At 43.3% G+C, this 20,782-nt stretch carries 18 protein-coding genes; 7 read left to right on the forward strand and 11 right to left on the reverse strand.

The features are described 5' to 3' along the window. The first annotated feature begins 54 nt into the window (after window positions 1-54). The gene (locus ACZ444_RS12225) at window positions 55-558 is read left to right on the forward strand and encodes a hypothetical protein (protein WP_382358695.1); all 504 of its coding nucleotides are present in this window, start codon (window positions 55-57) and stop codon (window positions 556-558) included. Between the two features lie 99 nt (window positions 559-657). Here the strand turns inward: ACZ444_RS12225 and ACZ444_RS12230 are convergent, their stop codons facing one another. Together ACZ444_RS12230 and ACZ444_RS12235 are read right to left on the reverse strand one after the other, a co-directional pair. Next, the gene (locus ACZ444_RS12230) at window positions 658-2,067 is read right to left on the reverse strand and encodes an MDR family MFS transporter (protein ID WP_382358696.1); all 1,410 of its coding nucleotides are present in this window, start codon (window positions 2,065-2,067) and stop codon (window positions 658-660) included. 551 nt (window positions 2,068-2,618) lie between these two features. After that, on the reverse strand, window positions 2,619-3,185 hold the full coding sequence (locus ACZ444_RS12235) for a DUF3006 domain-containing protein (protein ID WP_382358697.1): 567 nt from the start codon (window positions 3,183-3,185) through the stop codon (window positions 2,619-2,621). 434 nt (window positions 3,186-3,619) lie between these two features. Here ACZ444_RS12235 and ACZ444_RS12240 point away from each other — a divergent pair, with 434 nt between their 5' ends. Both ACZ444_RS12240 and ACZ444_RS12245 read left to right on the forward strand, forming a co-directional pair. After that, window positions 3,620-4,948, forward strand: coding sequence for an MBL fold metallo-hydrolase (locus ACZ444_RS12240; protein WP_382358698.1), 1,329 nt, complete (start codon window positions 3,620-3,622; stop codon window positions 4,946-4,948). A 14-nt stretch (window positions 4,949-4,962) separates the two neighbouring features. Further along, entirely contained in the window at window positions 4,963-5,220 is a 258-nt protein-coding gene (locus tag ACZ444_RS12245; protein ID WP_382358699.1) for a DUF3006 domain-containing protein, read from the forward strand. Between the two features lie 491 nt (window positions 5,221-5,711). Here the strand turns inward: ACZ444_RS12245 and ACZ444_RS12250 are convergent, their stop codons facing one another. The 3 genes from ACZ444_RS12250 to ACZ444_RS12260 form a co-directional block, all read right to left on the reverse strand. Next, window positions 5,712-6,029, reverse strand: a complete 318-nt coding sequence (locus tag ACZ444_RS12250; protein ID WP_382358700.1) for a hypothetical protein — start codon at window positions 6,027-6,029, stop codon at window positions 5,712-5,714. 88 nt (window positions 6,030-6,117) lie between these two features. Further along, window positions 6,118-7,860: a GMC family oxidoreductase gene (locus ACZ444_RS12255; protein WP_382358701.1), complete on the reverse strand. Its 1,743-nt coding sequence runs from the start codon at window positions 7,858-7,860 to the stop codon at window positions 6,118-6,120. 18 nt (window positions 7,861-7,878) lie between these two features. Beyond that, on the reverse strand, window positions 7,879-8,646 hold the full coding sequence (locus tag ACZ444_RS12260) for a gluconate 2-dehydrogenase subunit 3 family protein (RefSeq protein WP_382358702.1): 768 nt from the start codon (window positions 8,644-8,646) through the stop codon (window positions 7,879-7,881). Between the two features lie 594 nt (window positions 8,647-9,240). Here ACZ444_RS12260 and ACZ444_RS12265 point away from each other — a divergent pair. Together ACZ444_RS12265 and ACZ444_RS12270 are read left to right on the forward strand one after the other, a co-directional pair. Then, complete coding sequence (locus ACZ444_RS12265; protein WP_382358735.1) at window positions 9,241-9,870, forward strand: YczE/YyaS/YitT family protein; 630 nt, start codon at window positions 9,241-9,243, stop codon at window positions 9,868-9,870. A 127-nt stretch (window positions 9,871-9,997) separates the two neighbouring features. Beyond that, complete coding sequence (locus ACZ444_RS12270; RefSeq protein ID WP_382358703.1) at window positions 9,998-10,624, forward strand: YczE/YyaS/YitT family protein; 627 nt, start codon at window positions 9,998-10,000, stop codon at window positions 10,622-10,624. Window positions 10,625-10,645: 21 nt separating this feature from the next. Here ACZ444_RS12270 and ACZ444_RS12275 read toward each other — a convergent pair whose 3' ends face one another. The 5 genes from ACZ444_RS12275 to ACZ444_RS12295 form a co-directional block, all read right to left on the reverse strand. Then, window positions 10,646-11,989, reverse strand: a complete 1,344-nt coding sequence (locus tag ACZ444_RS12275) for a sodium-dependent transporter (RefSeq protein ID WP_382358704.1) — start codon at window positions 11,987-11,989, stop codon at window positions 10,646-10,648. Window positions 11,990-12,141: 152 nt separating this feature from the next. Next, window positions 12,142-12,984, reverse strand: a complete 843-nt coding sequence (kynA, locus tag ACZ444_RS12280) for a tryptophan 2,3-dioxygenase (protein WP_382358705.1) — start codon at window positions 12,982-12,984, stop codon at window positions 12,142-12,144. Continuing rightward, complete coding sequence (gene kynB / locus ACZ444_RS12285) at window positions 12,974-13,621, reverse strand: arylformamidase (RefSeq protein ID WP_382358706.1); 648 nt, start codon at window positions 13,619-13,621, stop codon at window positions 12,974-12,976. The genes kynA and kynB overlap by 11 nt, the downstream gene beginning before the upstream one ends. Beyond that, window positions 13,621-14,889: a kynureninase gene (gene kynU, locus ACZ444_RS12290; RefSeq protein WP_382358736.1), complete on the reverse strand. Its 1,269-nt coding sequence runs from the start codon at window positions 14,887-14,889 to the stop codon at window positions 13,621-13,623. Before kynU ends, kynB begins: the two co-directional genes overlap by 1 nt. A gap of 134 nt (window positions 14,890-15,023) precedes the next feature. After that, entirely contained in the window at window positions 15,024-15,632 is a 609-nt protein-coding gene (locus ACZ444_RS12295) for a TetR/AcrR family transcriptional regulator (protein WP_382358707.1), read from the reverse strand. A gap of 314 nt (window positions 15,633-15,946) precedes the next feature. Between ACZ444_RS12295 and ACZ444_RS12300 the strand changes: the two genes are divergently transcribed. Then, a complete protein-coding gene (locus ACZ444_RS12300; protein ID WP_382358708.1) occupies window positions 15,947-17,182 on the forward strand; it encodes a cytochrome P450 family protein in 1,236 nt (411 codons plus the stop codon). A gap of 493 nt (window positions 17,183-17,675) precedes the next feature. Here the strand turns inward: ACZ444_RS12300 and betA are convergent, their stop codons facing one another. Continuing rightward, window positions 17,676-19,358 (reverse strand): choline dehydrogenase, encoded by a 1,683-nt coding sequence (gene betA, locus ACZ444_RS12305; protein ID WP_382358709.1) that lies wholly within the window; start codon window positions 19,356-19,358, stop codon window positions 17,676-17,678. 389 nt (window positions 19,359-19,747) lie between these two features. Here betA and ACZ444_RS12310 point away from each other — a divergent pair, with 389 nt between their 5' ends. Beyond that, window positions 19,748-20,647, forward strand: coding sequence for a glycine betaine ABC transporter substrate-binding protein (locus ACZ444_RS12310; RefSeq protein ID WP_382358710.1), 900 nt, complete (start codon window positions 19,748-19,750; stop codon window positions 20,645-20,647). The last annotated feature ends 135 nt before the right edge of the window (window positions 20,648-20,782 follow it).

Below are 20,782 nucleotides of genomic sequence, written 5' to 3' on the forward strand. Positions count from 1 at the left end.
CTAAACGTTATAGTGCCTGTATAATAGCATCATATTACGGAGGCATCGTTAAACATGACTATCACGTTCAAGCGCCCGATGTTCATATCAGGTAAATATTTGGATATCTATCAAGGTGAAGCGAAAATCGGCAAAATGCGCTATTGGAAACAAGGTCATTCACATGACCCTAAAAATGATGTCAACATTGCAATAGAAAGCAACGAACAAACTTATGAAATTCTTCAGCAAACGTCCTCGATAATCGAAGGCAACAATTGGCATATTCTGGACAGAGGCATTCCTGTTGCAGACATGCAGAGTGGTACATTGAAAAAAATTGATCAAATCAAAACACAATTTCAAGACGGTACGACATTGTTCATTAAAGCTGAAGGGCTGTTTAAGTCCGGAATTCAGCTATTTATAAATCAAGAACTTATAGGTGAAGCATCACCAAAAGGACTGTTTTTTAATGGCTATTATGAAATTAAACTAAGCGATACCAACGTCCCCCTAGACCCTCTTTTGCTGGCTGGCATCACTTACGCATTCTTTTCAATGTCCAACCTAGGTTAATGAATAGAAGTGATAATAAATGATTCCTTCTTTGAAAGATAATAACAGCCAGCAGTAAAAGAACCGCCCTGAGCAAGGACGGTTTTTTTATACCATATATTAACTGTCAGATGATCCCTCTCCAGGTTTCACCGTTTCTTTCAGTTTAAACGAAAGGATGAACCCTACAATAGCCGCGGCGGCTGCGACGATAAAGGAAATATTCACACCATGAACAAGACCGCTTACACCCTCACTTGGTATGGAAGCTGTCGACATGATCGTGACGAGAATCGCAGTCCCGATCGATCCGGAAACCTGGCGGAATGTGTTATTCATCGCTGTTCCGTGTGGAATTAGATCGTCAGGCAGCTGGTTCAAAGCCAACGTTGTCATCGGCATCATGATCATGGCAATAGCAATCATACGAATACCATTCATGCTTGCCAAATAGGCAAAGCTTGTATCCGGAGACAAATTCGTGAACGTGAATGTTGTCAGTGACAATAGTAACAAACCACCGCGGGCGAGCCATTTCCCTCCAAATTTGTCGAACAGAAAACCGGTGATCGGGTTTGAAAATCCCATGATAATGGCACCTGGCAACAACACAAGTCCAGATTTAAGCGCCGAAAATCCAACCATGTTCTGCATGTACAATGGCAGGATCACATTCGTTCCAATCATCGCTGCGAAAGCAATCATGCCAAGACCGGTCGCTAACGCAAACGTGCCATGTTTGAATACCCTGAATTCAAGAAGCGGTTCTCTCAATTTCAGCTGTCTTGTAATGAATACAGTGAGAGAAATGGCACCGATGACAAGCGACAGGATAACCTGCAGGCTGATCCACCCAGCATCACCAGCGGTACTGAATCCGTATAAAAGGCCTCCGAAACCAACAGTCGAGAGGATAATTGATGAAATATCCACTCTTGGGTTTTTCTGTTCCGTCACATTCTTCAGCAAGAAATATGCCGCTATAATGTCCAAAATAGCAATTGGCAGTATGACATAAAAAACGCTGCGCCATGGGAACTGATCGACAAGCCAGCCGGAAAGACTCGGACCAATTGCCGGAGCAAACGCAATTACAAGTCCGAACAGTCCCATTGCCGTACCCCTTCTATTTTTGGGGAAGGTCAGGAATAAAATGGTCTGCATGAGCGGCATCATAATACCCGCACCTGAAGCTTGCAGGACACGACCAACCATTAGGAAGGCAAAACTTGGTGCTATGGCAGCAATTAAGGTACCTGTAGCAAACAAGCTCATAGCCGTCAGAAAAAGCTGACGTGTCGTAAATTTCTCGATTAAAAATGCGGTAATAGGAATCATAATACCGTTGACGAGCATAAAAACGGACTGCAGCCACTGAGCTGTCGTCTCAGCCAATCCGAGATCCCGCATAATAGGTGGCAGCGCTGTCCCCAGAAGCGTCTGGTTCAAAATGGTAATAAAAGCACCTGAGAGCAATACCACGAAAAGCGGAATATATTTTTTGAAATCAAATGACTCTTTATTCGCCATGACATACCAACCTTCTTTCAAAAATTAATTGCTGATGAAAAATATCTGCTGTTTATACCATGTCCGAAAAATAAAAAACAAAACAGATATTTATGATGATAAGAAAAACCGAAAATTAAACGGCTGTACCAGCAACAGAAAACGCACACACTCAAGGAAAGGTTGGTTGGGTGTGTGTTCTGTATATTGTTCACCAGATGCATTAGGATATAACTCCCATATTTACTGTCCCATCTTCGTATGCAATTGTCAGTATAAAGCGTGTAATCCAAGTGTGTTTTGGGGAATTTGTCTAACACTGTGATGGCTTTAATTGGCTATGTGCATAGATCGATTTCCACACAGCAGCGCTGGTAACTAAAAAACACCCGGCATACGGATGTCTTCCTTTTGACTATTTTTCAGCTGGCAGAGCACTCCTGAAAAAAATCAAATTCTCCGTTCTTCCGACTTCTTCTAACTCATCAAGATTATTTTATTGTAGCATATATCTTATTTAATAACTACCCACATGTTCATAACTCGCTAAATTATTTTGCGATCTAAATCCGCTATTCCATGAACCTCAGCTGGTTTATTAGCTTTTCAGCATGCTTTTGTGCCTGTTCTGTTTGGTTATAATTTATGGATAAGGACGCATTTCCCTGCTTATCCGTCCAGACATTAAACCAGGTATTGACATCTGCCTCATAGGGGATATCTTGCTTCGGAACAACCATCTCTTCATTAAGCGACTCAAACAGAATAACAGCTTTATCTTTTTCGAATCGCTCCAGGACTGCTTCTGTGTACCGGGGGAACGAATCGAGTAATGCCTGCATCATGGCTGTCTCCGCCTGAAAACTACCCTTGTTCCCTATTCCCGCGGATGATTGAAGGGGATGCATTCCGCACGCATTCAGATAACTAAACGTATCCCGGCAGACGTCAAATCTGTTTCCAAGCACATTCGCCGCACTGACTTCTTGCCACGTCATCATGTCATGGCATGATGCGTTTGCATTAACCTTAATCAGCTTATCCGACGACGTCGCATTCATTCCTTTTGGATCAATAATGACTAATAAAAAGCAAACGCTGACAACCAGAATAAAACGAACTGTAAATGATATTTTCAAATCCTAGCCACCCCATTTTGTTCATTATGCCAGCCGATCAGACATAACGCACATTGGCAAAAAACAAATTCGTGAGTAAAAAGCGCCTCTGAAAACAAATTTTGCCAAGGGGCCAATTGCTATTTGCCTGTCCTCTGTTCATCGAGAAAACCGTTTTAAACGAATTTGCACATAAACGGCAGACTGGCACCCTGTATTTTGCAAAAATACGTACCGACTGCACCTTGATTTTTTAATTTCGCTGGCTCTTTCCGGAAAGAAAATACAGTTTTCAGTAGCTTTCCCCATGTCAATTTGATATCTTTTAGATAGGTTACTAGATAAGATGAAAAGCGATCTCATTAAATGGTGGCGGCTCGCGGTGCGGAAAAACTTGGTATTGTTTTTTTCCTTTAATGAACCGGGCTCCCGATAAATAGAGGGAGGATATATAGTTGCTCAGACACAGTTTTACAGCTTTTATCACGGCTTTCTTTCTTGTCATGGCCGGGTGCGGAACAGATGATGCTGAGCAGTCAGCAGCGGATGCAGATACTGACGATGCAGAAACAACTGAAGCCGTTACGACTGACACAGCAGAAGATTCCGATGCAGAACCAAAAGAAGATAATGAGGACAAAGATGAAGCGGATGAAAAGGCAAATGACAGCGAAAAAGACGACTCAGAACAAACGGCAAACAGTTCTGCATTACAGGAGTTGACCGTTCAATACATCGATGCCGCTCAGGCGGACGCAACCCTTTTCCAATATGGGCATGACGGTGAACCTTATACCATCCTGTTCGATACCGGGGACTGGCAGCGTGATGATGTCGTTAACTATTTGGCAAACCAGGCTATTGCTGACATTGATCTGATCGTCATCAGTCACCCGCACTCCGATCATATCGGCCAGCTCGCAGAAATCGTGAATACATACGATGTTGGCGAGGTTTGGATGTCTGGAAATATATCCTCGTCCAAGACATTCCAGAAGGCACTCCAGGCTGTCAAGAACAGCGGTGCCGACTATCACGAACCACGAACCGGTGAGGAATTTTCCATCGGTCCCATGGCTATCGACGTGTTGTATCCCAATAGCATATCGAGCGATTTGAATGAAGAATCCGTGTCATTGCACATGGCCTATGGAGACGTTAATTTTGTGTTTACAGGCGATGCCGAGAAGGCCGCCGAGGCGTCCATGGTTCAATCTGACGCGCCGCTCGACGCCGATATCCTGCAGCTTGGTCATCATGGATCAAACACATCCAGCACATCTGCGTTTATCGAAGCTGTTGATCCTGACACAGCGATTTACAGCGCAGGTGCCGACAATCAATATGGCCATCCCCATGCCGAAGTCGTCAATAGGATTCAGGATGCGGGCATTGATTTATATGGCACGGACGTTCACGGGACGATTACCGTCACCACCGATGGCACGTCCTATGATATTTCCACGGAAAAAGAAGGCACGATACGTGCAGAGAGTACCGGAAGCGCCGAGACAAGCGCCTCCAATCAGTCTGATTCCGAACCACCAGCTAATAAAAACACCAGCGGCAATGGCGATTCAGCAAGTACGGGGGGATGTGTCGATATTAACAATGCTTCCGCTAAAGAACTGCAAAATATCAAATACATTGGAAAAAAGCGAGCACCAAACGTGTCGGACCACCGCCCTTTTGATTCCGTAGATGATTTAACAGACGTCAAGGGGATCGGTGACGCATACATTAAAAAAATTAAAGCAGAAGATGTGGCATGCGTTAAATCATAAAGGAGACATGTGTTATGAAAGGCGTATTAGACCGGTTTGAAGAGAAACAGGCGGTTATTCTAATGGAAGAAAACAATACGGAAATTATTATCGACTGGCATAGTCTCCCTGCAGGCAGCGACGTCAATACATGGTTTGATATCGAACAAAGCGGGGAGCAGTATCATTTAACGATTGATCCGGAAAAAACCGCCCAGGAAGCGCAGACGTCGGCTGATTTAGTGGCGGAGCTCAGAGCGAAAAGCCGGGGGAGTCAATTTAAGAAGAAATAGCAGCTGTGACTGGATATAACATTATGTTCTGACTATTAGTCAGGTTTTATGATCGCCTAGGAAGTCCTGAATCGGCTCACCTATTCAAGCATCTATCTTGCTAATTGTCTAGTCAATCAAACCTTTGAAGATAATTATATTGAAGTCACATTTAATGCGGAAAACCAATCGAGACATGACAAATCTCTAGCAAAAGAGGGGGCAGCTGAAGAAAAAATTAGGCGGTATTAGACCCCAGGATAACACTGGTTTCGATTATAGATATACCGCGAACGTTGGAGATCATCGAATAAAACTTGCGGATCAGGAAAGGTGGATGGAAACCTCCGTTTCGCAGGGAGAATTCAAGAAAATGCTGAGACTTTAGATTTAATATTCAATCCAAAAAGAGACGAATCATAACATGACACACTAAAATGACCAACCACCCATGCAGGTGGTTGGCAATTTTCTTAAGGGTATCCCTTATTAGAGAACCATTTTTCACTTTCCTAGTTATTATTATCATCCCGGCTTTCCCCGCCAGCTCCGGGTCTTTGATCTTCGTTCACGTTATTATTGGGAGCATTCAAGTCATCATTGTTATCAGAAGTGTCATCATGATTTGGCCCCTCGTCTTTTGGAACGTTTTCGTCTTCTGGAACATTTTCGTCTTCTGGATGGTTTTCTTCTTCTGGTGTATCGGTATCTTCTGGAGCATTAGTATCCTGCGGTGCTTCATCATTATCGTCATCCGTTGTATTGCAAGCACTCACCAGGGCGAGTGCGACAACAGGTATGACTAATTTAGTAATCCATTTTTTTGTCATTCTTTTATCTCCTTTATGTTTGATGATTAGTTTCAGCTAACCAACATCTAAATATCCATGCTGTATTGTATCCAGGGGAGCGCACTGTTTACGTGCGTTGATGTTTAGTAGTCGCTTTAGCTAATTGACCACCGCCGTTCTCCAGGTATTCAATGATCCCCTCGGATGCACGATAAGTTAATGCTCCTACTGTCAAGGTTGGGTTTGTCATGCCAAATTGCGGGAAAGACGAAGCACCAATGACAAACAGGTTATCCATATCCCATGTTTGTGAGTAATTATTTACAAAAGAGTCTTCTGGGTCATCTCCCATTACGGCGCCGCCACCGTTATGCTGGAAGATAAAACTACCATCAAAATGGTCAGGAAGTCCGTGTTTTTCAATCTTATCCGCACCCATTTCTTCCAGTACATCAACACACTTATTTTGTAAAAACTCACTCTTGGCACGGTAATCATCTGTAAAATCATACGTGCATCGAATTAACGGATCGCCTGAACTGTCTTTATATACTGGATCTAAATCCATGTACTGATCTTCAAAAGATAATGTTGCCATTTTAAAACTTATATCAAGGTATTTATTATAGTACTTTAATGATTGTTTTTTGAATTCCTCTCCCCATGTAGGTGTGCCTTCGGGAACAGGATTGTTGCTAATCGGAGCATTTCCACCCATTTGTATTTCAATTTGGCCACCATTGAGAAAATCAACATCTGAGTGGTCAAAATTATCTGCACCAAAATCTGTGAAACAAACACCAAGGCCTCCAGATCCGATATAGTTATTAAACTTTTCGTCTTCAAAAAATCCCCTGGTAACAGGCTCAAAATGGTGATCCACAAAATGTTTTCCAATTAACCCGTTTCCACTTTTGGGATTATAAGGTTCGCCGATTTCCGATAAAAGTAATAAGCGAACATTATTGAATATAAAACTTGTCAGAGAAACAACATCTGCAGGTTGTTCATATTCCTGACCTGTCCTAGTATCTACATACAAAACGCCAGTCGCTTTATTGCCATCGTATAAAATACGTTTTACTTCAGCGTGTGTACGCAAATCAAAGTTTCCAGTTTCTTTAGCTGTTGGTATAACAGTAATATTAGGATCTGCTTTAGCACCCCAGTCACAACCATAATTAACACAAAAGGCACAGAATTGACAGGCTTGAATCGTTTTCCCATCTGGGTTTTCATATTTCTCAGATGCAATGCCCGTAGGTCTAACAAACGGATGGTAGCCAAGACTTTCAGTTGCCTTCCGAAATAGTTTCATTGATGGCGGTAATTTATTTGCCGGTGTTGGATAGGCGTCAGATCGTTCATCCGCTAGAGGATCTTTTTCACCCGAAGTACCCATTGTCTTTTCCATGCGATCATAATAGGGTTCTAATTCGTCATAAGTGATTCCCCAGTCTTTTATGATCATGCCTTTTGGAATTTTATCTTTTCCATACCTTTCAATCGTCTTACTTCGAATTTCAAAATCATAACTAAAGTAACGATGTGCCTGAGCAGCCCAATGACTCCCTCCACCTCCAGTCCCTGTCCCCAATACTAAGGAGTTTTTATTTCTTACTGGTTTAGCTTTTTGATCTAAATTATTTCGATAAGTAATCGTATTATCATTTAAATTTTGCATCATTTCGCCTCTGGCAGAATATTTGAGTTCGTTCCGATCGTATCGGTAGTCATTAATGCTTCTTTCGCCGCCCTTTTCCAATCCTACTACCTTATAACCAGCTTTTGTCAGTTCAGCAGCAATAATTCCTCCCGTCCAGCCAACGCCAACTGTTACGACATCTACTTTATCCATTTTTTTAGGCATTTTAATACTCCTTGTATATTAATTTTCGATATCCATGTAATCTTTCAAGCTTTTTGGCTCCATGGCGATAAATTCCTCTTTCTCCAGATTACTTCTATGAGACATTTGAACACCTGGATATTCCTTCATCTTCCACCCTTCCATATTCTTATTACCGCCATAAATAGGGTCAGAGTAACACCCTTCCATCACAGCGCTTTTTAGACTTTCAAAAAAATCAGATGCCCTGATTAATTCCATATCGACGTCATCATTTTCAAGTAATTGCAGCACTTCAATTTGTTCGCCCTTTTCCAGATTTTTGAAATCGTCTTCAAACTTATTTTTACTCGCTTCATTAATTTTACGTACACCTTGTAAAAAAACATCTTCTCTTTTTAAAGGTATTTCATCGTCTTGGAAAGGAGACTGCATATACATTTCCGTATTTTTTCCCCAATCTCCCGCCAATTGTTTGTCAATATAATAAGGAACGCCTAATTCAATCGCCCCTGGACCACTTTCATCTTCAGGAAAAATACGCTCTGTTGCATGGTTAAGAACATCAAAGTCTTTTTTATGTTTAAAAAACATCCTTGCTTCAATATAGTCAATAGGCTGTTTGCCATTTTCCTTTTCCTTTGTTCCTGTATCGTCCAGAAATTGATCAGTAAAAAAACCACCAAGGAGAGAACCCCCAGCTACGCCTCCAACAACCATTCCGGTATTTTTAACAAATCGACGTCTGCTCGAATCAAACCTTTCTTTTTCCGAGGATTGATTATTTGGGTTATCATCATCTGCCACTTTCCCCGCCTCCTTACGACATTAAAGTTTTTAGGTGATTCAACTTTATCGCAAAGACTTATTGGTAAAATCGATTATGTGTGTAAATCATTGTCAGTCTTTGCATTTATCATTGTTAACCAATTTCTTTTTGTTATGTATGTTTTTGGTATTATTCCTCATTCATATGGTGAACAGCATGAGATTTTATCCGGTTTTGGTTCAATAAGGGGATGAGGCTGTTTTAGGGGGTTGCCATGTTGCAGTACCAGCAACAAATAAATCGTGGATCAAGATATACGAAGTGATCACCGACTCTATACAGTTCTTTCAAAACTTGATTGATATAACTGTGTTTCTGAACTAGTCTGAAGTCTTAAGTCATTCAGCTTAAGTAGGGATAACCGACATTTCTTAGCAAGGATATCTTATGTGAATCCTTGAACCCATCGAAGTACTAAAATCTTATTTTTTCATAGCTGTTCAATCAAATAATAAACAAAATAGCTGACGACCAGAACAGCTAAATAAAACATCTAATCATCTGGACGCGGATGCTTTCAATCTGTTATAACTAGACTAATTGACTTTACGATGAGTGAAAGAAGGGTGGATATGAGAAGGGGTTTAGGTTTTCGGTGGCTTTTCTTTTTTACTGGTCTCTTGGTCCTTGGCCTGGGCGTTGCCTTGACTATCAAAGGGAAGCGATTTGGCGTTGGGTCCTGGGATGTGCTGCACGTGGGTTTGTTTAAACAGCTCGGGTTATCGATTGGGCTCTGGTCCATTATTATGGGTATCCTTATTGTTGCGAGTGCTTCTATCGGCTTGCGTAAGTGGCCTCAAATCGGCACTTTTGCGAATTTGGCATCAGTTGGTTTATTTATCGACTTTTTTAATTGGCTTATTCCGGATCCGCATTCATTTGTACTGGAATTTATCACATTTATTCTTGGCGTTATGCTTCTAGCCATAGGCTGTGGCATCTATATTTCGGCGGATTTAGGCGCAGGTCCACGTGATACGTTAATGCTTCTGCTGTCAGAAAAGCTGAATTGGAGTATTACCTTTGCACGAACACTTATGGAAATTGCTGTCGCGGTTATCGGCTTTCTATTGAGTGGCCCCATCGGCGTAGGGACGGTTATCATCGCCTTCGCACTCGGGCCCATCATTCAGGTTTCTCTGCGCTACAGCCGAAAATTCCTTCATAGCAAAATAGGTAAAGAAAGCCAGGCAGCTCATTAAGGTACCAGGCACAAATGCTATATAATATTTGGAATTGTTCGTGTACCTGCCACCTATATAGACGAAAATCTAATAGTCTGTTATAACTAGACTGGTTAACGATATGACAAGCGAAAGAAGGACAAACATGAAACGAGATCTAGGTATTCGGTGGCTTTTCTTTTTTGTTGGCCTAATGATCGAAGGACTTGGTGTTGCTCTGACCGTCAAAGGACAGCGGTTTGGTGTAGGATCCTGGGATGTGCTGCACGTCGGCTTGTTTAAACAGCTGGGACTCTCCATTGGTCTATGGTCCATTATTGTCGGCGTCATTATTATTATAGCGTCATCGATTGGCTTGCGTAAGCTGCCGCAGATAGGCACATTTGCGAATTTAACATTAGTCGGTGTTTTTATCGATTTATTTAATTGGCTGATACCGGATCCGCATACACTTCTGTCGGAATCCAGCGCTTTTATTCTTGGTGTTATACTTCTGGCCATCGGCGGCGGCATCTATATTTCAGCGGATTTAGGAGCCGGCCCGCGGGACTCATTAATGCTTCTGCTGTCGGATAAGCTGAATTGGAGCATTACTTTTTCGCGAACGCTTTTGGAAATTGCCGTCGCTATCACAGGCTTTTTATTAGACGGCCCCATCGGCATAGGGACGGTTATCATTGCTTTTGCACTTGGACCCATCATTCAAGTCTCTCTCCACTGCAGCCGAAAAATCCTGCATAATAGAAGGTACCAGGTACATAAACAATTCTGAATTGTTTATGTACCTGGTACTTTAAAATACGCCGATAACATTCAGAAAGGCTATTATAATGGCGATGGGGGCGACATATTTAATGATGAACAGCCAGCCGGCAAATAGGCGCCTTCCTTTGCTCATGCCGTTGGTGAATTCTTTCCACAATGTTTCTTTCGGGATCTGGAAATGTACAAAAAGGGCGATGAACAATGCACCCAGCGGAAGCATGATATTGGAAACGAGATAATTGGCATTGTCGAATACCGTGTTGCCCCAAAGTTGTACATCGCTCATGACGCCAAATGAGAGGGCGGATGGAATACCAACGATGAACACGATCAGACCCACGAGCCATGCCATTTTTTTACGTTTGGACTGGTCATCTTTAGTCAATGCAGCTGTGACAATTTCCAGCAGCGGAAAAGCCGACGTGAGAGCCGCAAACAGGAACAGAATAAGGAAAAGCGTGAAGAACACCATTCCCAATGGCATTTGACTGAACGCAGCCGGCAATGCGATAAATAGCAAGCCTGGTCCTGCCTCCGGTTCAATACCAAATGAAAATACAGCCGGAAAAATAGCTAATCCCGCCAGCAAAGCAACGAATATATTCATGATGACAACAGTGGTACCTGAGCGCACGAGGTTTTCATCTTTGGCGACGTAGGAACTATACGTGACTTGGTTACTGAAACCGACACTCAAGAGGAAAAAGGATTGCCCTAAGGCCATGAGGATCGATTCTGCCGTCAAGCCGGAAAAATCAAATGATAAAAAGTACGATACGCCCTCGGCTGCACCGGCCAGTGTTAAGGAGTGTACGACGATGATAATAAACAACACGAGCAATGCGGGCATGAGAAATTTGCTTGCTTTTTCAATACCATTTTTAATGCCGCGTGACACAATCAAAACGGCCACCAGCAAGAAGACTATCTGAGCTGAGAAAGCGATGAAAGGATTCGCGGACATAGCCGCAAAAACATCTCCATATGTCTCGCTTCCCAGGTTACTCAAACCACCTGTTAGAGCCTTCAATAGATAGACTAAAATCCAGCCGCCGACAACACTGTAAAAAGACAGAAGGATGATACTGCCCACGATGCCCCATCGTCCAACTAAATGCCACGACTTTCCAGGCGCATAATGTTTATAAGAACGCACAGCGTCCTTTTGCGATCCCCTTCCGATGAAATACTCCGCCAGCAGAATGGGCAATCCCACCAGGAAGGTGAAAATGAGAAACATGAAAAAGAAAGCGCCACCTCCGGCATGTCCGGTCATATAAGGGAATTCCCAAATCGCTCCCAAACCGATTGCGGAACCAGCCGAAGCTAAAATAAAACCAGCTTTTGAACGAAATTTATCGCCTTGTGCCAATGTCCTTCCTCCCCCTTTAATAAACGTTTTTCTTCCAATGACGCCAAATGGCTCCCCTTTGCGTAACCTGCTTTCAGCCGCCACTCCTGCTATTCAGCAGTGTCCTTACACGAACGTCTGCCCATCACATGTATATTTCCAGGATAACGTGCTTATACCTCTGTTCGCAGTTCCCAAAGCTCGGGGAAAAAGTACTGATCCAATACTTTCTTCAAGTAGGCGACACCGCCGGATCCGCCCGTTCCCGTCTTGAAACCGATGACCCGTTCGACCGTTTTCATATGCCGGAAACGCCATTGCTGAAAGAGGTCTTCGATGTCCACCAGTTTCTCCGCTAGCTCATAAAGCTCCCAATAGTGATCCACGTTCCGGTATACCATGATCCACGCTTCTTTGACACTCGTATTGGATTGATGCGTATAACGCACGTCACGCTGCAGAACACCTTCATCGATCGGAAGTCCTGCTCGGGCAAGTGCCTGGACGGAGACATCATAAAGACTCGGAGCATTGTGTGCTTCCTGCAGAATCGCCAGCAGTTTCGGCTCATTTTCATAGATTTGCAGCACATATTCTGTTTTATAGCCAAGTGCAAATTCCAGCATCCGGTACTGATATGATTGGAATCCGGAAGCATTGCCGAGCTTATCACGAAACGCCATGTACTCTGCCGGTGTCAATGTACCCAACACATCCCAGACATGTTTCAGCTGTTTCTGAATCTCAGCCACCCGCGCTAATTTTTTGAATGACGTGGATAAATGGCCTGATTGAATATCACGAGTGGCCGAATGCAGTTCATGCAGAATTTGCTTAATCCAGATTTCGCTCACATGGTGCACGGAAATGAACATCATTTCATCATGGTGGTCACTCAATGGATGATGACTATTCAGCAATGTATCCAGTCCTAAATAATCGCTGTATGTCATCTTCTCTTTAAAATCCGTATGAATGCCAGCTTCATTTTTAAAGGTTTCATGCTTATTTTGCATGGTCATTGGCCCCCTTCATTGGCTTGATCACCGCTCTGACCAGGCTTCCATCAGCATCCTGAAGCGGCAGCGGCAGCGCTATCAGCTCATACATGCCCTCATCCACATGATCAAGCATAACATTCTCTAAAATATTGATGTCGTGCTCGAATAGAGCGTGATGGCCGACAAGCTCCTTGCTCGTGATCGGATCAACCGAAGGCGTATCGACTCCAACAACCTGAACGCCGAGTGTCTGCATATAACGGGCGCCATCAGCTGTAATCGGAGTGACATCTTCCGGGAAACGTTTCGGGTCATTCGGCAAGGAAGTCCGGATCAGCAATCGTTCGGTATAGGCGGTAACTTTACTTTTTAAGGCATTTGCATCAATACGATTAAACATCTGCAGATCAACTACCCTGCAAGGGCCGATATAGCGATCAATTTCTAAATCCAGTATCTTCTTGCCATCTTTTTGAAAATGATAAGGCGCATCTGCATGCGTCCCGACGTGCGCACTCGTCGTCACTCTCCCTATATTTACTGAACCAGTCTGGTCCTTAGTGAGCGGCGTCTGATAATTAAAGGCCTGATCTCCGGGCCAGTGCGCCAAATCATTATTGAGTGGTTGCGAAATATCGATCCATTCACCCATCAGGAAACAACATCCCTTTCGTTGGCAAATTGTTTGTAGATACCATTAGCCATAATGTCTTTTAAAGTATGTACCGTATCATACACGTCGGTAAACGTGTTGTAGAAAGCAACCGGTGCCAGGCGAATACCACTCGGTGTCCGGAAATCCGGGATCACGCCCTTCATCTTCAACGCTTTGCATATGCGGGCAGCTTCCGGATGCTCTACATAGACATGCCCGCCCCGTTGTTCGTGCTGCTTCGGATTGCAGATCGCCATGCCATATGCAGCTAGTTCATAATCGATCAGCTTCATCATATAATCCGTCAATTCGAGTGATTTTCGGCGCACGCTTGCCATCCCGGCTTCATGAAAAATGTCCAGAGCACCAATCAAAGGTGCCGCGCTCAACACATGCGGGGTTCCAATTTGGAAAGCTCCGGCATCATCTGCTGGTGTCAAGGTATGTTCCATATCAAACTGCTTATCCTTCGCAGAACTGAACCAGCCTGCAAGCCCCGGCGTTATGCCAAAATGTTTTTCATGCAGGAAGAGTCCGCCTATACTGCCTGGTCCTCCGTTCAAATGTTTATACGTACACCAAAAGGCAAAATCAACACCCCAATCATGCAAGTTATGTGGAATGGCTCCGACTGAATGGCATAAGTCAAACCCGATGGTAATATCGCGCGCATGCGCCTCTTTCGTTAGCCGCTCCATATCCAGAATCTGCCCGCTCCGGTACAATACACTGGGAAGCACAATAAGCGCAACATCATCCGTCATCGCCGCGATAATGTCTGCCTCATCCAGCATATGCCCGTCTTGGCTGGACACCTGCACCAACTGGGAAGTATCATAACCTTTCAGGCGCAACTGCGCTTTCAATGCATAAATATCACTGGGAAAATTCAGCGTGTCTGCTAGAATCTTAGTCCGATTGCCCTTAGGGTGATAAAAAGTTGCTGCCAAATGATGTAAGTTAACCGTTGTGGAACCGGTTGCAATCACTTCCTCATTTTTCGCGCCAATCAGCGGTGCCATCCGATCACCAAGGTATTCAGACACGTAATACCACGGATATGTTCCTTCTGTCCATCCATCAATTCCATAGTTCTTCCAAGCATCAAGCATCGACTGTGTATAGCTTTCTGCCCGTTTGGTCATAAGTCCCAATGAATTTCCGTCCATGTAAACAGTATTATTTGGAATATAAAATTCATCGCGATACTGACGCAATTCGTCGCGAGCATCCATATCCTCGGCATCTGTTCTTGAATACATCATGTCCGCCATGCATTGTCACCATCCTACTATATGCTTATTTGTAAATTTGTTTTTATATTCAGATTATATAGAATTATTGATACAATGTCAATGACCCTATATCAGTTAACTGACAATTAACTATTGCTTAATAGTCATTCCTCATATAACGCTGACATGTAAAATAACGTTAATTGATCGACGATTGGTTTCAATTCCTGATCTTGTGACGCCACAAAATGCCACATAAATGTTTCGTTCATCGCATACCAGCTTTTAGCCGTAATCGCGGGATCAAATGCAGAATTGGCGAGTTGTCTGGATTGAGAATACGTTATATCGGCCGTAATACCATCGATAAACTTATGCTGGATTTCCGACCACTTCGATGCAATCATATCACTTAGTCCAATCGCTTCATTGACAATTTTTAAGATGGCACGCTCATCAACCGCCAGGGCCATATAGTCAGTCACCTGGCTTCTGATTTGTTCCACAGCTTCTTCTTTCGATTGCGGATAAAATGTTTGGTGAGCCACTTTTAAAAATTTCGCCATAACATCTTCCATAACGGTAACGAATATATCATCCTTATTCTTAAAATAGACATACGCCGTACCATAACCGACGCCCGCTTCCTTAATGATTTGGGAAATGGTGGTCTTATCAAAGCCATTTTTTAAGAATATATGCCGGGCAGCTTCAATCACTCGCTTTTTCGTTTCCATTGCCTGCTTGTCACGATTTGTCTCATAGAATTCCATGTATAAACATCCCTTTACATTGAGATCACCTAATGTAATGCCATTGCACCCTGTATTAATCTCCCAAGTGATCCATACATTCCCACATTAAAATTCAGACCTATTATCTCATTAGGCATGACTTAACAAAAGCCCAGAAAATGTTATTAACGTACCAGGTACATACACTATTCAGAATTGTGTATGTACCTGGCACCTGGACATATTTTTTTAGGATGGGGTGAAAACTATCCTATAATAAATAATGCTCAACAGGATGTGATTTGACAACATTCGGATCATGACAGGCACTAAACGAAAGGAGACATCATCATATGTCCGAACAGTCATCAAGGCAGCAGCAGTCAAATGAATCGGTTAATCTATTCAGCGAAACGTTTAATCAAAATCCCTATCCAACGTTTCGCATCCTCCGCGGCCATGATCCCGTCTATCAAACGCTCATGCCGGACGGTCATATTGCATGGATCGTAACGCGTTATGAAGATGCTGTAAGCGTTTTAAAGGATGGACGATTTATTAAGGATTACGCCAAGTTGCGGGACGAACAAGAGCAAAAAACAAGTCATGATCATTCAAGTGCTTTAGCTGAAAACATGCTATTTTCCGATCCACCTGATCACAAACGACTGCGCAGTCTGGTTCAGCAAGCCTTTACACCTAAGATGATCGAGCGCTACCGGGGGAGAATTGAAGAGATTACCAATGAATTATTGGATAATGCAGAAGCCAAAGGTCGTATGGAATTGGTCGGTGATTTTTCTTTTCCGTTGCCAATTATCGTTATTTGTGAACTGCTTGGCATTCCGAAAGAAGATCGGAACCAATTTCGTACATGGTCGAATGCGCTTGTGGAAGCTAATAACAATCCAGAACACGCCAATGAAAATATGCAGCCATACGTCGAGGCCTTTGTGACCTATCTTCAGCAGTTAACCGCCGAACGTCGTAAGGATCCTCAGGATGATTTGGTCAGCCAGCTCATCCACGCTGAGGACGAGGGCGACCGTCTGACAGAGAAGGAACTTTATGGCGTTATATCGCTCTTAATTATTGCCGGACATGAGACAACGGTGAACTTGATTACAAATGGTGTCCTTGCCTTGCTGCAGCACCCTGACCAAATGGAACAATTAAAAAATCAGCCGGACCTTATTCATGGTGCACTTAACGAATTCCTCCGCTACGAAGGCCCTGTTGAGTTCAGCACCGATCGCTGGGCAAATGAAACGGTGGAACTGCAAGGCAAAACCATCGAAAGAGGCGATCATGTGCTGGTCGCGCTGGATTCTGCGGACCATGATCCCGAGCATTTTGATGATCCCGATGTGTTTGACATCAAACGGGAAAGTAATAGCAAACACCTTGCTTTTGGCAAGGGTGTGCATTTTTGCCTTGGCGCCCCGCTGGCGGATTTAGAAGGCGAAATCGCCATAACGACTTTGTTGCGCCGGATGCCCGATCTCCAGCTGGACACCGAACCAGAAAAACTGCAATGGCGCCCAGGAATGCTAATGCGCGGCCTGAAAGAATTACCCGTAGCATTTTAAAAGCAGTGCCAGGTGCATACACAATTCTGAATAGTGTATGTACCTGGCAGCTCAATAGATAAAATGGTACAATAATACTAAGCAATATGTATGTAACATGAGCATAACGGACCGCACCCCGTCAAGCGGGGCAGCTCCGTTTTAAGTGAGAGGCCTCCCGGTAGAGCAGCTACCTTATGGGAGGTCTATTTATCGTTATGACTGGTCAGCATATAAACAAGTATCCCAAACGAAATCATCAAGGATAATACTTGGAAAACGTCGATAGGCATCACCCCCCTTTCATAGGGGATAGCCGCCCTCCCTTGGGAAATCGATCCATTATGCTTGACCACATTGTAACACAAGAAACTTAACCGAACAATTGTTCCTATATACTGTAACGTGCCCCTAGCGTTTTTCCCTTCCCAGATTACATGAATCCCGAATGAAAAAACTACTGGATAGCTAATCAATCCAGTAGTTTAAATTATTATCCAGCAGGCTGCTGTTTTTAAACGGTTCCGGCGTCTTTCGAATGCACACCATGACGATAAAAGTCCTTATATAAAGGTGGCATAGGCTCTTGGCTGCGGATAAGGTCCGCCGCTTTTTCGGCAAGCATCAATACCGGTGCATGAATGTTGCCATTGGTGGTATACGGCATAGCCGAAGCATCAACCACACGCACATTATCGAGTCCATGAACTTTCATTGAATTCGGATCAACGACAGCCATCGGGTCAGACGCATCCCCCATTTTAGCTGTGCAGGATGGATGCAGGGCTGTTTCAGCATCGTTGGCTACCCACTCCAGAATTTCCTCATCGGTTTGAACCGATGGCCCGGGTGAAATTTCACCTGAACTATACGCCTGTAAGGATGGCTGATTCAAAATGTTCCTTGAAACGCGCACCGCTTCAATCCATTCACGTCGATCCTTTTCCGTCGATAGATAGTTAAAGATGATGCTGGGATGCTCGAAAGGATTGCGTGATTTAATCTTAACGCTTCCGCGTGAGTTCGAATACATCGGGCCGACATGAACCTGAAAGCCATGTTCGGTGTCAGCTTTTTGCCCGTCATACCGTACCGCCAGCGGCAGAAAATGAAACATGAGGTTTGGATAATCGACCTCTTCATTCGAACGGACAAAACCGCCGCCCTCAAAATGATTGGATGCCGCGGGTCCCGTTCTTCCCAGGAGCCACTGCAGACCGATCCAAGGCATTTTAGCTTTATTAAGACTTGGCTGCTCGGAAACAGGTTCCGGCGTTGCGTGCTGAATATAAACTTCCAGATGATCCTCAAGATTTTCACCAACACCTGGCAAATCAACGATCGGATTAATGCCAAGCGACCGTAAATGTTCAGCTTCCCCTATACCGGACAATTGCAGTAATTGCGGCGTGTTAAAGGCACCGCCTGCCAGAATCACTTCTCCGGCAGATACATTATAGGCTTTTTTATCTTTTTGATAGGTTACACCTTCAGCCTGCGTCCCGTTAAAGTCAATGCCGGTGACAAACGCACGTGTTTCCACCTTGAGATTTTTTCGGTGCATGATCGGGCGCAAATAGGCACGTGATGCAGACATGCGGCGGCCATTATGCACATGGCTGTCAAAGGGACCAAACCCTTCCTGGCGAAAACCATTGACATCAGGGGTTCTTGAATAACCGGCCTCTACGGCTCCATCGAAAAAGGCTTGAAACAACGGATTAGTCGCAGGACCGCGTTTTAATTTCATGGGTCCGTGATGACCGCGATACGCATCAGAATCATCGGCTCCAGATGTTGTTTCCAGTCGTTTGAAATAAGGAAGACAATGGGCATAATCCCAATTCTCCATTCCTTTATCAGATGCCCACCGTTCAAAATCCAACGGGTTGCCGCGTTGATAAATCATACCATTAATGGAACTGGAGCCCCCGAGTACTTTGCCGCGGGCATGGTCGACATGCCTCCCATTCATATAAGGCTCCGAATCCGTTGCGTAGCGCCAATCATAAAACGGATTGCCTGACGGGAACATTAACGCTGCCGGCATTTGAATGAACAAATCCCACGGATAATCACTGCGACCCGCTTCCAGGAGCAGGACATTCTTATCTTCATCTGTACTAAGGCGATTGGCAAGGACAGAACCCGCACTGCCACCACCGACAATGACATAGTCATATTTTTCATGATTCATGTTAAAACCTCCCCAAATTATCGATTGCATTAAAACATCATCATATCTTTTATACGTTTAATTTAGTTTGTTAAATTTATTTTTAACAGGTTGAATAACCTTAATATAACATGGTTCTATAAACCTTGTAAACCATTAAAAAGTAATAGAAACGAACAAAAAACACGTGACACGGCATTAGTGATGTAAAATGGGCGTAAAAATCAATAACTGATTTGACAAAACTATTTATTTTAATATCATATTATGTGGAACGATTGTTTAATTAAAAATAAATACATTTATTATTTTTAACATCGTAAAGGGGGAAGGCGCCATATACAAATAAGTTATAATACTTAATGAAAAATCTTATTTTAAATTCAACAAAGAAGGGTGTTAAAAAATTCATGCGTTTTAGTAAACAAAGTCTATTAATCTTAACCACAATGCTGCTCCTTGTTCTCGCAGCTTGCAGCGAAAGTGATTCAAGTGATGATTCAGATAAAGAAAGTGAAGCGTCAGCTGAAGATAAAGACACAATCATTATCGGACAAATTAATTGGCCGGAAAACATTGCTGTAACAAGCATGTGGAAGGCTCTTTTGGAAGATGAAGGGTATGACGTCAACTTAAAACTTATGGAAATGGGCCCTCAAATGGCCTCTTTAGCTGAGGGCGATTTAGATATAGCTCCTGAAGTATGGCTTCCTGTACAGGATAAAAGTTATTATGACAAATATAAAGATGAAGCCAATTTTGAGGAGGATCCATGGTATCGGAATGGCATCGTAGGATTAGCCGTTCCTGAATATATGGAAGATATTAATAGTATTGAAGATTTAAATGCAAATAAAGATAAGTTCAACGGCGACATAACAGGTTTTGAGCCTGGCGCAGGCACAATGAAGAAAACGAAGGAAGTCATTGAGGACTATGACCTTGATTATAACCTAATCGAAAGCAGCGAGGCCGCCATGATTGCAACCATTCAAGATAAAGTGGATAATAAAGAGCCTGTCGTGGCACCATTATGGAAGCCTCATGACATTTTCTCCAAAGCTGATTTGAAGTTTCTGGACGATCCCCAAAAAACATATGGGGAAACAGAGAAAATTTATATGGCAAGCCGTGATGAATTTAAATCAGATTATGAAAATGTCTATAATTGGATGAGCAATTGGGAATTAACGGACGAGCAACTCGGTGACTTAATGGTTTCGGTCCAAGAAAATGAGGATGCACCAATTAAAGGCGCTGAAAAATGGATAGAAAACAACCAAGACGTTGTTGACGAATGGATGAACTAACATAAAAAATAAAACACACTAATACTTTTCAAAGTTCTAACGCTAGCTGCTTATCCCCGAGTTTGCATCACTCGAAAACTCAGGGATTCAGCTAGCATTTTTTATATCATTCGACAAAAATCGGGTCGTGACAGG

It is taken from the genome of Lentibacillus kimchii, assembly GCF_055381965.1.